The organism is Streptomyces sp. BR123 (assembly GCF_013401435.1).
Taxonomy (GTDB): domain Bacteria; phylum Actinomycetota; class Actinomycetes; order Streptomycetales; family Streptomycetaceae; genus Streptomyces.
The window spans coordinates 1-14,124 of record NZ_JACBGN010000188.1; the positions used below are offsets into that span (position 1 = coordinate 1).

13 protein-coding genes are annotated in these 14,124 nt (G+C 74.0%); 10 read left to right on the top strand and 3 right to left on the bottom strand.

The features are described from left to right. The first annotated feature begins 95 nt into the window (after positions 1-95). Positions 96-746: a LysE family translocator gene (locus tag HYE82_RS24870; RefSeq protein WP_179176381.1), complete on the top strand. Its 651-nt coding sequence runs from the start codon at positions 96-98 to the stop codon at positions 744-746. 39 nt (positions 747-785) lie between these two features. On the opposite strand, the gene HYE82_RS24875 is transcribed toward HYE82_RS24870, so the two are convergent. Further along, positions 786-1,271: an HIT family protein gene (locus HYE82_RS24875; protein ID WP_179176391.1), complete on the bottom strand. Its 486-nt coding sequence runs from the start codon at positions 1,269-1,271 to the stop codon at positions 786-788. Positions 1,272-1,626: 355 nt separating this feature from the next. Here HYE82_RS24875 and HYE82_RS24880 point away from each other — a divergent pair, with 355 nt between their 5' ends. The 7 genes from HYE82_RS24880 (at position 1,627) to HYE82_RS24910 (ending at position 9,257) form a co-directional block, all read left to right on the top strand. After that, positions 1,627-2,628 carry an alpha/beta hydrolase gene (locus HYE82_RS24880; protein WP_179176382.1) on the top strand — a complete coding sequence of 334 codons (1,002 nt, stop codon included), beginning with the start codon at positions 1,627-1,629 and terminating at the stop codon, positions 2,626-2,628. Then, positions 2,621-3,841 (top strand): acyltransferase, encoded by a 1,221-nt coding sequence (locus HYE82_RS24885; RefSeq protein WP_309144442.1) that lies wholly within the window; start codon positions 2,621-2,623, stop codon positions 3,839-3,841. The genes HYE82_RS24880 and HYE82_RS24885 overlap by 8 nt, the downstream gene beginning before the upstream one ends. A gap of 10 nt (positions 3,842-3,851) precedes the next feature. Next, the gene (locus HYE82_RS24890; protein ID WP_309144443.1) at positions 3,852-5,153 is read left to right on the top strand and encodes a sensor histidine kinase; all 1,302 of its coding nucleotides are present in this window, start codon (positions 3,852-3,854) and stop codon (positions 5,151-5,153) included. Between the two features lie 8 nt (positions 5,154-5,161). Continuing rightward, a complete protein-coding gene (locus HYE82_RS24895) occupies positions 5,162-5,842 on the top strand; it encodes a response regulator transcription factor (protein ID WP_179176384.1) in 681 nt (226 codons plus the stop codon). Positions 5,843-5,929: 87 nt separating this feature from the next. Then, complete coding sequence (locus HYE82_RS24900; RefSeq protein WP_179176385.1) at positions 5,930-7,270, top strand: sensor histidine kinase; 1,341 nt, start codon at positions 5,930-5,932, stop codon at positions 7,268-7,270. Then, entirely contained in the window at positions 7,267-7,926 is a 660-nt protein-coding gene (locus tag HYE82_RS24905) for a response regulator transcription factor (protein WP_179176386.1), read from the top strand. Before HYE82_RS24900 ends, HYE82_RS24905 begins: the two co-directional genes overlap by 4 nt. A gap of 134 nt (positions 7,927-8,060) precedes the next feature. After that, complete coding sequence (locus HYE82_RS24910; RefSeq protein WP_179176387.1) at positions 8,061-9,257, top strand: cytochrome P450; 1,197 nt, start codon at positions 8,061-8,063, stop codon at positions 9,255-9,257. A gap of 63 nt (positions 9,258-9,320) precedes the next feature. Here HYE82_RS24910 and HYE82_RS24915 read toward each other — a convergent pair whose 3' ends face one another. Beyond that, positions 9,321-10,898, bottom strand: a complete 1,578-nt coding sequence (locus HYE82_RS24915; protein WP_179176388.1) for an ABC transporter permease — start codon at positions 10,896-10,898, stop codon at positions 9,321-9,323. Further along, entirely contained in the window at positions 10,895-11,875 is a 981-nt protein-coding gene (locus tag HYE82_RS24920) for an ABC transporter ATP-binding protein (protein ID WP_179176389.1), read from the bottom strand. The genes HYE82_RS24915 and HYE82_RS24920 overlap by 4 nt, the downstream gene beginning before the upstream one ends. 75 nt (positions 11,876-11,950) lie before the next feature. Here HYE82_RS24920 and HYE82_RS24925 point away from each other — a divergent pair, with 75 nt between their 5' ends. Both HYE82_RS24925 and HYE82_RS24930 read left to right on the top strand, forming a co-directional pair. Further along, the gene (locus HYE82_RS24925; protein ID WP_179176392.1) at positions 11,951-12,490 is read left to right on the top strand and encodes a GbsR/MarR family transcriptional regulator; all 540 of its coding nucleotides are present in this window, start codon (positions 11,951-11,953) and stop codon (positions 12,488-12,490) included. A gap of 194 nt (positions 12,491-12,684) precedes the next feature. Continuing rightward, positions 12,685-13,968: an MFS transporter gene (locus tag HYE82_RS24930; RefSeq protein ID WP_179176390.1), complete on the top strand. Its 1,284-nt coding sequence runs from the start codon at positions 12,685-12,687 to the stop codon at positions 13,966-13,968. Positions 13,969-14,124: the final 156 nt, after the last annotated feature.

The window sequence follows — 14,124 nt, forward strand, 5'->3', positions numbered from 1 at the left end:
GGGGACGGGGGCACGGCGGGCCGGGAAGAAGGCCCCGCGCAGCGGCCCACTCGCGACATCCTCGGCGCCCGCGGCCTGGTGGCAGACTGAGCCGCGTGCTCACGCAACTCCTCACCGCGACCGGCGTCCTGGCACTCCTGACCCTCGTCCCCGGCCCCGACATGGCCATCGTGACCAGGCGTGCCGTCGCCCGCGGCCGCGCCGACGGCCTGCGCACCGTGGCCGGGATCACCGCGGGCCTGCTCCTGTGGGGCGTGCTCACCGTGGCCGGCCTGGCCGCGCTGCTCGCCGCCTCGGCCGAGGTGTACCTCGTGGTGAAGCTCGCGGGCGCCGCCTACCTCTGCTTCCTCGGCGTCCAGTCCCTGCGCCGGCCGGGCGCGGCTCCCGCCTCCGAGGCCCCGACCGACTCCGACGCCCGCGAGGGCACCGACAGCACCGACAGCCGGTCCGCCGCCGCCGACGCCTGGCGGACCGGCCTCGTCAGCAACGCCCTCAACCCCAAGATCGCCGTGTTCTACACCGGCCTGCTGCCCGCCCTCGCCCCGTCCGGCCTGCGCCCGGCGGCGGGCATGGCCTTGCTGGTGCTGCTGCACGTCCTGCTGACGGTGGCCTGGCTGAGCACGTACGTGTACGTCCTGTCCCGCGCCCGGCGGTTCTTCGGCAGGCCGCGCGTGCGCCGGGCGCTGGACCGGGTGACCGGGGTGGTCCTGATCGGCTTCGGCATCCGGGTGGCAACCACCCCGTAGGCCCCGGCCCGGCGCGGCCCGCCCGGTCCGCACCTCCGGTCAGCCGGCCGCGCCGCCGCCCAGCCGGTCGAGCTCCTCGCCGATGGCCGTGCGCAGCCCGTCGTGCCGGGGGCCGAGTTCGTACCCGCTGCTCCTCCAGTACTGCTCCTCGTACAGCCAGACGGGCAGTTGGACCAGGTCGGCGGGCTCCCAGTCGTAGCGGGGCCAGATGTGGGCGTGGAGGTAGGGGTCCTTGTTGCCCAGGATCTCGATGTTCACCCGGCGGAAGGCCGGGTCGAGCCGCCGACAGGCCCGCTCGACGGCCTCGGCGAGCCGCTCCATGTCGCCGAGGTACGCGGTCCTGCGCGCTCGTGGCAGGTCGGAGAGCCGGGTCGCCGACGGGTCGTCGGTCAGCAGCACCGAGTACCCGGGGAGGAACTGCCGGTCCCCGATCACGGCGAAGCTCTGGTCGAGGCGGCGCAGCACGGTCGGGTTCTCACCGCGGTGCGCGCTGCCTATGCGGTCGTTGCGCCAGTCGTTGTCGATCACGCCCGCCACCGTAGCGACTGTCTCCGGGCCGCCTCCCTGCTCGTCCCGGCCGCCGCAGAAGACGCTCGGTGTCACATCCGCGACGTGCGGCGGGATGTGCATGCCCGTCTCGGGGTTGCAGCCCCGGGGATGATCAGCCCCCGCCTCCCGAACCGCCTTTCCTGGCTCTCAGGTTGCCCCTGTCATACCTGAGAGCTATTCGCGAAGGCGGCTCCCCAGCGGGACGCCGACCAGGCGCTCCGATTTCTAACTTCGATACCAGAAAGCGCAGAAGAGCCGCCCGCCGACCGCAGGCCGCTCGGAGGAGCCGATGGGCGCCGCGCGCCGGCCAGCGAAGGAGCAGGGGACCGCCATGACCCGCCTCGAAGGACGCCCCGGAGAAGGCTCTGGAGGACGCCGCACCACTGGCCGTCTGGGTGGCCGCCTGGGTGGCCGTCTGCGCCGCACCCTGCTGGCGGGCCTCGTCGCCGCGGCCGTGGCCGTCCCCGTGTCCGCCGCCGCCTCCCCGGACGTGCCGGCGCCGATACCGGTGGCGCTCGCCGAAGGGGCCGCGCCCCGGGAGGTGTACGCCGCGAACCTCGCCAACCTCGCCGGGGCCGCCCGCATGGCCCGGGACGCCGGCCGTACCGGCCGCGCAGACCGGCTCCACGCCATGGAGGCGGAGGGAACCGCCCGGTTCCTCGCCTTCGACGGCCGGGGCAGAGGGCGCGCCGTCGAAGTGTTCGGCGATCTGGAGACCGCCGACCGGATCACCGTCCTGGTACCCGGCTCCGACACCACCCTGGACACCTACCAGCGGTTCCGGTCCGGGGCGGTCACCCTGCAGCAGCGTCTGCAGGCCGAGCACACCCGCTCCGCCGTGGTGGCCTGGCTCGGGTACGACACGCCCGGCACCGTCAGCGCGACCGTGCTCACCGCCGAGCGGGCGCAGGAGGCCGCAGCCGAACTGGCGCCGTTCCTCCGCCGCTTGGAGCAGCTCTCCATCCCCGATGCCCGGCTCTCACTCCTGTGCCACTCCTACGGCTCGGTGGTCTGCGCCCGTACCGCCACCGGGCCCAAGGTCGGCGATATCGCCCTGTTCGGCAGCCCGGGCACGGGCGCGGCCTCCGCCGCCGAACTGCCCACCGGTGCCCGGGTCTGGGCCGGCCGCGGTGGCGACGACTGGATCGGGCGGGTCCCGCACGTCCGCGTCGGCGCGGTCGGTTTCGGCACCGATCCCGTCGCCCCCGCCTTCGGCGCCCGGGCGTTCGCGGCCGGGCCGGGCGGCCACAGCGACTACCTGAAGCCCGGGACCACGTCCCTCAACAGCCTGGCCCGCATCGTCCTCGGCACTCCGGAGGCCCCCCGTGCGTAAGGTCCGCGCCCGCTGGTCCGTCCTCGCCGACCGCGTGGACGCGGCCACGCCCGCCGGCCGGGACCGGACCGTGGACACGCTGCGGGCCTTCGCCATCCTCGGGGTGGTGCTGGGGCACTGGCTGGTCACCGCGCTGACCACCACCGCCGACGGCGGCCTGAGCACCGCCAGCCCGCTGTCCCGTATGCCGTGGCTGGCACCGGTGTCCTGGGTGCTCCAGACGCTGGCCGTGTTCTTCCTGGTCGGCGGGCATGTCGCGGCCCGCGGCCATGCGGCGGCGCGGGAGCGCGGGGTGTCGTACGGCGCCTGGGTCGGGCAGCGCCTGTCCCGGCTGTTCCGGCCGGTCGCCGCAGTGCTGGCCGTGTGGGCCGTCGCCGCGGCCGGGATGCTGCTCGGCGGGGCGGAGCAGCAGACCGTGCACGCCTTGCTCCGGCTCGTCCTCTCCCCGCTGTGGTTCCTCCTCGTCTTCGCCGTGCTCACCGCCGCCACCCCGCTCGTGGCCCGACTCAACCCGCTGTGGCCGCTGGCCGTGGTGGCGGGCGTCGACGCGTGGCGGTTCGGGCTCGGCGGGCCCGAGTGGGTCGGCTGGGTCAACGTGGCCGCCGGCTGGCTCGTCCCCTACGCGCTGGGCGCCGCCTGGTCCCGGGGCGCCTTCGACCGGCGCACTCCGGCCGTGCTGCTCCTGGGCGGCGGCGCGGCCGGTACCGCCGCGCTGGTCCTGTGGGGCGGATACCCGGCGTCCATGGTCGGTGTTCCGGGGGCGGAGGTGTCGAACCTGAACCCGCCGACCCTGGCCGCGGCTGCCTTCGGCCTCGCCCAGTGCGGGCTGGCCCTGCTGTTGCGGGGGCCGGTGGGGCGGGCCGTGCGGCGGCCCCGCGTATGGGCGGCGGTGGCTCTGGCGAACCTGTCCGCGATGACGATCTTCCTGTGGCACCAGACCGCGATGATGGCCGTCACCACGCTCGGCATGCTGGCCCCCGCCGACCTGCCCGGGCTGCACACCCTCCCCGACTCGCCGCTGTGGATACCTGCCCGGCTGCTGTGGCTCCCGGTCTTCGCCGCCGCGCTGGCCGTGTGCTGGACCGCGTTCCGCGCGTACGAACAGGCCAGGCGGCCCCGGCGGGGCACCGGCACCCCTTCCCGGACGGTCGCGGGCTCCGCCGTCCCCGCCGCCGGGCGGCCGGCAGCCGAAGAGGTGATCACCCATGCCTAGGCTGGACGCCGTGAACGACCGGAGCGACCCCACATCCACAACCCCGACCGCCTCGCGCCCGGGAGCCCTGCTGCGGACCCTCGCCCTGGATATGTTCACCGTCGCGTGGGACCCACTGCCCGGGCTGTCCCGGCCCCGATGGCTGGCCTGGCTGCCGCACTTCGTGATCGGCTACGTCGGGATCTTCTCCGCCTTCCTCACCGCCGAGCAGATGGACAACGAGTACGGGGTCACCGGCGGCCACCCGCTGGCGGGGGCACTGGCGACGGGTGCGTCGATCCTGCTCGCGATGTTCCGGCCGCTCGCCGGGTGGTGGCTCGGCCTGCTGGCGGCGACGCTGGTCGCCGCACAGATCCACGACCGGGTCGGAGCCGGGCAGAGCTGGCCGTGGCCGCCCAGTGGATTCTTCGCGTTCGCCGTGGTGCTGCTGCTGGTCGCGCTGCGCGTACCGCCCCGGGTCACCGTTGCCGTCACCGGCCTGTCCGTCGGCCTCACCGGCCTCGCCGAGCTCCTCTTCAAGCCGGGGCAGGGCCAGAGCACCGTCCTCTCCGTGGCGCTGCTCTTCGGCTTCGTCGGCGTGCTCGGGCACGCCCTGCGCGCGACCCGGCTGGCCCGCACCAAGCTCGTCGAGCAGGAGACGCTCACCGAGGAGGAGCGCGCCCAGCGCACCCTGCTGGAAGAGCGCAGCCGCATCGCCCGCGAACTGCACGACGTCGTCGCCCACCACATGTCGGTGATCTCCATCCAGGCGCAGGTCGCCCCGCACCTGGTCGAGAACCCCTCCGAGGAGCTCAAGGAGAACCTGGCGGGCATCCGGGAGAACGCGCTGGAGGCGTTGACGGAGCTGCGCCGGGTGCTGGGCGTGCTGCGTTCCGAGCATCCCGACGACCCGGCCGACCCCCACCACCCGCAGCCCACGCTCGCCGAACTGGACGGTCTCGTCGACAACGTGCGCGGCGCGGGCCTGACCGTCACCACCGAGATCGCGGGGATACGGCGGCCGCTGACCCCGGGCGTCGAGCTGACCGCCTACCGCATCGTGCAGGAGGCGCTGAGCAATTGCCTGCGCCACGCGCCCGGTTCACAGGTCGAGGTGGGGATCGCGTACGGGCCGGACGAGTTGCACCTGTGCATCGCCAACACCGCCCCCACCCGCCCGGTACCGCCCTCGCAGGGGGCGGGGCACGGGCTGCTCGGCATGCGGGAGCGGGCGGGCATGCTGGGGGGCGAGCTGGCCGCCGGTCCGCGGCCCGGCGGAGGGTACGAGGTGAGTGCCGTGCTGCCCATGGACCCCGCGACGAAGAGGGACTGAACAGAACGATGACGACGCCGGCCGACCCGATCCGGGTGATGATCGCCGACGACCAGATGATGGTCCGGCAGGGTTTCACCGTCCTCCTGAACGCGCAGCCGGACATAGAGGTCGTCGGGCAGGCCGTGGACGGCGCCGACGCGGTGGCGAGGACCGCCGAACTGGGGCCGGACGTCGTCCTGATGGACATCCGCATGCCCGGCATGGGCGGCATCGAGGCGACGTCCGCGATCACCGCGGCCACGGGCTCCGCCGTGAAGGTGCTGGTACTGACCACCTTCGACCTCGACGAGTACGTGTACGAGGCGCTGCGCGCCGGGGCTTCCGGCTTCCTGTTGAAGGACGCCTCGGCCGACCAGCTCGCGGAGGCGGTGCGCGTGGTGGCGGCCGGGGAGGCGCTGCTGTCCCCGAACATCACCAAGCGGCTGATCACCGAGTTCTCCCGGCTGGGGGCGCCGCGGGCACCGTCGAAGGCGCGGATCGGGGAGCTGACGGAGCGGGAGACCGAGGTGCTGGCGCTGATCGCGCAGGGCCTGTCCAATGCGGAGATCGCGGCGCGGCTGGTGGTCGCCGAGCAGACGGTGAAGAGCCACGTGGGCCGGATCCTGGTGAAGCTGGGGCTGCGCGACCGCACGCAGGCGGCGGTGTTCGCGTACGAGTCGGGTCTGGTCCGTCCGGCGGGCTACTGAGGGCAGCGCGTAGTACCTGAGAGGGAGGCCCGCAGATCCCCTTCGGCGGCGACGCGGACGATGGGGAGGGCGGCCTACCGTGGTGGCATGACCGAGACGACCACGTCCGGGGCGTCGCCCCGGTCCCCCGAGTTCCGGCTGGTTACCGACCTGATGCAGGGCCTGCGCGAGGACCTGGTGACGGATGCGTTCGCGTACCGGCCGCTGCCGCCGATGCGCACGGACGGCCTGCTCGTGCGCTGGCTCCCGCAGCGGATACGCAGGCGGTCGGCGCACCTGCCGCATGCCGTGGTGGGGGCGGTGGCCTTGTTCGTGCTGCTGCTCGCCTCGACCGGCAGCGGCACCGACTGGGCGCTCGGCAGTCTCGTGGTGGGACTGGTGGCGGCTGCTCCGGTCCTGATGACGCTGGTCCGGCCCGTGGGGGCGTTCTGGGCGGCGCTGTTGGCCACCGAGGCGCTCTCACTGGCCGGCGCGGACGTGGGCGTATGGCCCCGGTCGCCGGGCGCCTTCGTCATGTACCTGTTCGTGGTGACCGTTGTGGCGATGCGGACCCGGCCCCGGGCCGCCGGCTGGATGTGGCTGATCACTCTGCTGGTCGGGATGGTGATCCCCGCCCTGCTCGGGCTGGGCGAGCCGGACCATGTGGCGCCGATGGCCTTCCTGCTGGCCGTGTCCCTGCTGGTGGTGACGGTCCGCCACGTCCGCAGGGACGCCGCCGAGGAGGTCAGCGCGCAGCAGGAGGTCACGGCTGTCGAGCGGGACCGGCGCACCCTGCTGGAGGAGCGCACGACGATCGCGCGCGAGCTGCACGACGTGGTGGCGCACCACATGTCGGTGGTGGCGATCCAGGCGGAGGCCGCGCCCTACCGGGTGAAGAACCCGCCGCCGGAGCTGGAGGCCGCGTTCGCGACGATCCGGGAGAACGCGGTGGCGGCGCTGACGGAGCTGCGCCGGGTGCTGGGCGTGGTCCGCTCCGCGGACTACGAGGCGCCCGACGCGCCGCAGCCGACGCTGGCCTCGCTGGAAGGGCTGCTGGCCAATGTGCGCGAGGCCGGGCTGAGCGTGGAGAAGACGGTGACGGGCGCGGTGCGGGAACTGCCGCAGGGCGTCGAGCTGTCGGCGTACCGGATCGTCCAGGAGGCGCTGAGCAACACGCTGCGCCACGCCCCGGGGGCGGCGGCCGAGGTCGAGGTCAGCTATGTACTGGGCGGGCTCGGCATACGGGTGGTCAACGGGAAGCCGACCGGGGACGTGCGGCCCTCGCCCGGCGCCGGGCACGGGATCACGGGGATGCGGGAGCGCGTGGCCATGCTGGAGGGGGAGATGACGGCCGGCACAACGGAAGCAGGAGGGTACGAGGTGGCGGTGTTCATACCGGTGCGGGGGCGGCAGGAGCCGGCCCGGGACACGGTGCAGGCCCCGGCATGACGATCAGGGTGCTCATCGTCGACGACCAGATGATGGTCCGGGAGGGCTTCTCCGTCCTGCTGAACGCGATGGACGGGATCGAGGTCGTCGGGGAGGCCGTCGACGGCCGCGAGGCCATCGACCGTGTCGCGGCGCTGCGGCCGGACGTGGTGCTGATGGACATCCGGATGCCGGTGATGAACGGGCTGGAGGCGACCCGGGAGATCGTCGCCGCGGACACGGACGCGAAGGTGCTGGTCCTGACGACCTTCGATCTCGACGAGTACGTGTACCAGGCCCTGCGGGCCGGGGCTTCCGGGTTCCTGCTGAAGGACGCCTCGGCCCGGCAACTCGCCGAGGGTGTACGCGTGGTGGCGTCCGGGGAGGCGCTGCTGGCGCCGACGGTCACCAAGCGGCTGATCCTGGAGTTCTCGAAGCTGTCGGCGGCGCCGCGGCTCGCCGGCTCGGCGGCGGTCGAGGCCCTGACGGAGCGGGAGACGGAGGTGCTGGTCCTGATCGCCCAGGGCCTGTCGAATGCGGAGATCGCGGACCGGCTGGTGGTCGCCGAATCCACCATCAAGACGCATGTGAGCCGGATCCTGGTGAAGCTGGGCCTGCGGGACCGGACGCAGGCGGCCGTGTTCGCGTACGAGACCCGCCTCGTGACCCCGTCGTAGCGGGGGTCCGGCGCCGCGGCGAAGTCGACGGCGTTTCGGAGGCGCCCCGAAGGGGCACGGGGAACCGCGCGACCGGCCGCAGACGACCGCCGGCCCGATCGCGGCACCTCCCGCGGAGCGCCTACGCTGCGGAGATGGGCTTTGATCCGTGGGATGCCGAGTTCGTCGCCGATCCGTACCCCGCCTACCGGGAGCTGCGCGCGCAGGGCCGGGCGATCTGGTGGGAGGCCACCGGGCAGTGGCTGGTGCCGCACTACGCCGACGTGAGCTCGCTGTTGCGCGACCGCCGACTGGGGCGGACATACCTGCACCGGTTCTCGCACGAGGAGTTCGGGCGCGAGGCTCCGCCGCCGGAGCACGAGCCGTTCCATGTGCTCAACGGGAACGGCCTGTTGGACCTGGAGGATCCGGCACACGGCCGGGTGCGGCGCCTGGTGTCGAAGGCGTTCACCCCGCGGACGGTGGAGCGGCTCGCGCCGGCCGTGGAGCGGCTCGCGGGAGAGCTGGTGGGGCGGCTGCTCGCGGACGGCGGCGGGGACCTGCTCACCGTCGTGGCCGAGCCCCTGCCGGTGGCGGTGATCGCGGAGCTGCTGGGGGTTCCGGAGGCGGACCGGGGGCTGCTGCGGCCGTGGTCGGCGGACATCTGCGGGATGTTCGAGCTGCGGCCGGACGAGGAGACGGCGCGGCGGGCCGTCCGGGCGAGCGTGGAGTTCAGCGCCTATCTGCGGGAGCTGATCGCCGAGCGGCGGGGGCGGCCCGGTGAGGATCTGATCTCCGGGCTGATCGCCGCCCACGACGAGGAGGGGCGGCTCAGCGAGCAGGAGATGATCTCCACCTGTGTGCTGCTGCTGAACGCGGGGCACGAGGCGACCGTGAACACCACCGTCAACGGCTGGTGGACCCTGTTCCGGAACCCGGATCACCTGGCCGGGCTCCGTCCCGAAAAGTTGTCCACAGCTGTGGATGAACTGATGCGCTACGACACACCCCTGCAGATGTTCGAGCGGTGGGTCCTCGACGACATCCGGGTCGGGGACACGGTCATCCCCCGCGGGGCGGAGGTCGCCCTGCTGTTCGGCTCGGCGAACCGGGACCCCTCCCGCTTCGAGGACCCGGATGTGCTGGACCTGTCCCGCACGGACAATCCCCACCTGAGCTTCGGTGCGGGCATCCACTACTGCCTGGGCGCCCCCCTCGCCCGCCGCGAGCTGACGGCGTCCTTCGGCGCCTTCCTGGCCGACGGCGTGCCGCCGCTGAAGCTCGTCCGCGAACCCGAGTGGCAGCCGGGCTACGTCATCCGCGGCCTGCGCGAGCTCCTCGTCGAGTTCTGACGGAGGCGCCGGACCGCCGACGGCCCCCGGCGTACCACGCGGGGGCTGTCGGCGCGGTCCGGGTCAGGAGGTGATGTCCCGGCGGCGGAGGGCGGTGAGGCCCGCCGCGAGGAGGGCCGCCGCGAGGCCGGTCAGGGCCAGCAGCGGTGTCCAGGCCAGGGCCTGTGCGCCCGGGAGCTTCGGCAGGTGGGCGAAGGGCGAGAGGTCCAGGACGGCCTGTGGAAGGTTCAGGGCGGGGCCGATCCAGCCGAGCAGCAGGGCGGCACCGGCGATCCCCCAGGCGCCGGCGGCGTACTTCGGGGCGGCGCCGTGCAACAGGGCGGCCAGGGCGCCGATCACCCACACGGCCGGGAGCTGGGCGAGGGCGGCGCCGGCCGCAGCGGCCACGTCCCGGCCGTGTCCGATGCCCAGGCCGAGCCCGCCGAGGAGCAGGATCAGCGCGGATCCGCCGAAGGCCACGGCCAAGTGGCCGCCGGCCCAGCGCAGCCGCCCGACGGGGGCGGCGAGCAGCGGTTCGGCGCGCTGCCCGGTCTCCTCGCCGGTCAGCCGGAGCACCGCGGAGACGATGTAGAGGGCGGCGACCATGCCGAGCATGCCGGCCATGGTGGCGAGGAAGGCGTCGGCGATCGCGCTCTGCCCGCCCATGCGCTGGATGATCTCGCGGGTCCGCGCGTTGTCGCCGACGAGCTGGGTGGCGCCGTCCGTGATGGACCCGAAGACGGCGCCCGCCGTGAGGAATCCGAGGCTCCAGCCCGCCAGGCTGCCCCGCTGCAGCCGCCAGGCCAGCGCGCCGGCGCTGCCGATCCGGCCTTCGGCGGGCCCGGGCCTGGCCGGGAGGAAGCTCATGCCGATGTCGCGGCGTCCGGCGAGCGCGTACGCGGCTGCCATCAGCACCGCGGCGGCCGCGGCGAACAGCCCGAGCACCCACCAGCGTTCGCCGGCGAAGGGCCGTACGTGCTCCAGCCAGCCCAGCGGCGAGGCCCAGGTCAGCGCGCTTCCCCCGCCGGTGCTGCCGGCGTCGCCGGCGGCGCGCAGGACGAACGCGGTGCCGATCAGCGCCCCCGCGAGGCCCTTCGCGAGCCGTGCGCTCTCGGTGAGCTGCGCGGTGATGGCGGCGATGCCCGCGAAGAGCATGCCGGTGGCGCCGATGCCCAGTCCGAGCGCGAGCGCCCCGGCCGCGCCGTGCGCGCCGGCCAGGCCGCCGGCCACCAGCAGGGCGGCGGCCGCGTCGGCGGTCAGGGCGGCCAGGAGTGCGGCCGTGAGCGGGGCCCGCCGGCCCACCATGGCGGCGGACAGCAGTTCCTGGCGGCCGGTCTCCTCTTCCTCGCGGGTGTGCCGGATGACGACGGCCAGGCTCATGACGCCGGCGAGCACCCCGGCGAAGACCCCGCCGCGCCAGGCGGTGAGGGCGCCGAGCGAGTCCCCGAAGACGGGCCCGTACAGGGCGCGCAGCGAGCCGTTGGCGTTCATGGTGGCGGCGAGCCGGGCCCGGTCGGCTTCGGTTGCGTACGCCGACTCCAGGGAGGCGGGCAGGCTCAGCACCATCAGGGCGACGACCACCACCCACACCGGCATCATGACCCGGTCGCGGCGCAGCGCGAGCCTCAGCAGGCCTGCTGTTCCGGCGAGTTGGCCCTTCATCGCGGTGCGCCTGCCTTTGTGTTCGCGTGCGCCTTCGCGTGCGTGTCGTCCGCGTAGTGGCGCAGGAAGAGTTCTTCGAGGGTGGGCGGGGTCGCGGTCAGCGACCGCACCCCGGAGGCCGCGAGGGAGCGCAGGACGGCGTCCAGCTTGTCGGTGTCGGCCTGCAGGCGGATGCGCTGCCCCTGCACCTCGACGTCGTGGACGCCGGGCAGCTGCGCGAGGCCGTTCGGCGGCCCGGCGAGTTCGGCGCTGATCGACGTACGGGTGAGGTGGCGCAGCTCGGCGAGGGTGCCGGTCTCCACGGTGCGGCCCTGGCGGATGATGCTGACGCGGTCGCAGAGGGCTTCGACCTCGCTGAGGATGTGCGAGCTGAGCAGGACCGTGCGGCCGGCGGCGCGGGCCTCGGCGACGCAGCTCTGGAAGACCTCCTCCATCAGCGGGTCGAGGCCGGAGGTGGGCTCGTCGAGGACGAGCAGCTCGGCGTTCGAGGCGAAGGCGGCGACGAGTGCCACCTTCTGGCGGTTGCCCTTGGAGTACGTGCGCCCCTTCTTCGTGGGATCGAGCTCGAAGCGCTCGATCAGCCCGTCGCGGCGGGCCCGGTCGAGGCCGCCCGCCCGTCGCCCACCGCCACCCTGCCCGACGCGCCCCGCGCGGCCGCTCTGACGCAGCCGCCCGTAGAGGTCGATGACCTCGCCGCCGGAGAGGTTGCGCCACAGGGTGACGTCGCCGGGGACGTAGGCGACGCGGCGGTGGAGCTCCACGGCGTCGCCCCACGGGTCGCCGCCGAGCAGCTCGGCGCTTCCGGAGTCGGCGCGCAGCAGGCCCAGCAGAACGCGGATGGTGGTGGACTTGCCGGCGCCGTTGGGGCCGAGGAAGCCGTGGACCTCGCCGGTGGCGACGGAGAGGTCGAGTCCGTCCAGAGCGCGGGTGCGGCCGAACGCCTTGTGGAGTCCGGCGACGCTGATTGCCTTCGTCATGTTTCTGAACGTACGTTAATTTCACAAACTTGTGAAGGTCGGGAATCGCGTAAAGTTCGGAGGGTGGCGAAGCAGATGGACGCAGGAAACAAGCAGGACGAGCGGGACGCCCGCGATGAGCGCGATGAGCGCAACGCCGAGGCGGTCTCCCGCTTCGTGGAGCGCTTCGCGGCCCAGCTGACCGACGCGGGCATGCAGCGCATGGCCTCCCGGGTCTTCGCGCAGCTGCTGGCCAGCGACAGCGGCGCGATGACCTCGGCCGAGCTGAGCGAGGCTCTGCAGATCAGCCCGGCGGCGGTGTCGGGCGCGGTGTCGTACCTGACACAGGTCCACATGGTCAGCCGCGAGCGCGAGCCCGGTTCCCGCCGCGACCGGTACGTCCTGCACAACGAACTCTGGTACGAGACCTTCACCCGCCGCGACCAGGTCCTGACCCTGTGGGAGAAGACCCTGCGCGAGGGCGCGGCCGGCCTCGGCGCCGACACCCCCGCCGGGGCGCGGATCGCCGAGACGGCGGCGTTCTTCGAGTTCCTGCAGCAGGAGCTGCTGGGAATGATGGACCGCTGGCGCACCCACCGCGCCACGCTCGACCTGAGCCGACCTGAGCCGACCTGAGCCGGCCTGAGCCGAGCCGAGCTGGGCTGGGCTGGGCCGGATGAGCCGGGCCGGGCCGGACTGGGCCGGGGCGACCTGATCCGACCGACTCACCCGAGCCGGACTGTCGCGGAACCGCTGGGCCGCGTCGAGGGCAACTGCTATGATCCGCATGTTGCCTTCGGCGCCCAACGGTGCGTCCGGAGGCTTTTTTCATGCCTTCTGACGCCACATCACACAGCGCATCCCCATCCGCATCCCCATCCCCATCCGCATCCGCATCAGCCCCGGCCGGCTATCGGGCCCTGCTCCGCGACCGCGAGTTCGCCGGACTCCACGCGAGCCTCACCCTGGCCGTCGCCGCGAGCACCCTGTCCGGCTTCGCCCTCGGCACCCTCGTCGAGCGGCAGACCGGCTCCCCGTTCCTGACGGCCGTGAGCATGTACGGCGCCACCTTCGCCACCGTCCTCGGGGCGCTCACGCTCATGTCGGTCGCCGACGGCGAGCGCCCCCGCCGCACGCTCCTCACCCTCCAGGGCCTCTCCCTGGCCGGAGCCGCCGCCCAGGCCGTCCCCGGGCTGCCGTTGGCCGCCCGCTTCGGCCTGCTCCTGCTGCTCGGCTTCTTCCACTCCCTGGGGACCGGCACCCGCATGGGCCTGCTCGCCGAGACCGTGCCCGCCTCCGCGTACGCCCTCGCCCGCTCGCTGATGAACATCACCGCCGGCGCCGTGTCCGTGCTGGGCTTCGCCCTCGGTGCCGTACTGCTGGGCCGGATCGGCCCGTACCGGGTCTTCGCCGTCGCCGCCGTGCTGACCGGCCTCGCGCTCGCCGTCGTGGCCGTGACCGTACGGGAGCAGTCGATCCGGCTGACCCGCCGCCCCGGGCTGCGGCAGACCTGGGCGACCAACGCCGAGCTGTTCGCCCATCCCGGCCGGCGGGCCCTGCTGCTGAACCTGTGGGTGCCCAACGGCCTCGTCGTCGGCTGCGAGGCCCTGTTCATCCCCTACGCACCGCAGCACGCCGGCGCCCTCCTCGCCGCCGGCTCGGCCGGGATGCTCCTCGGGGACCTCGCCGTCGGCCGGCTGCTCACCGCCGAGCGCCGGCGCCGGTACGCGTTCGCCCTGCGCCTGCTGCTCGCCGTCCCGTTCCTCCTCTTCGCGTTCGAACCGCCGCTGCCGCTGGCGGCGGCCGCGGTGTTCGCCGCGAGCGCCGGCTTCTCCGCCACCCTGCCGCTGCAGGAGCAGCTCCTGGCCCTGACCCCCGACGCGGTCCGCGGGCAGGTCCAGGGTGTCGAGTCGGCCGGCCGGATGACCTGGCAGGGCATCGGCGCCGCCCTCGCCGGCGCGGCCGCCCAGTACCTGGGCCCCGCCACCGCGATGACCGTGCTGGCGGCCGCCTCCGCGGCGCTCACCCTCGCCTCCCGGCGGGCCGTCGCCCGCGCGGCCACCGCCGGGCAGCGGACGAAGGGGACGGCCCCGCAGGTCAGCGCGGGAGGATGAGCCCCCACGCAGCCGGCTGCAGGGTCCACGTACGGCGGCGCACCGGTCCCGCGACCGCCTCGTCGGCCCGGTACCGGAATTCCGACCCGGCCACGGTGACGCTCCGGGCCCGGGCCCCGACCGCGGTCCCGTCCGTCCGGAGGAGGACTTCCGCGA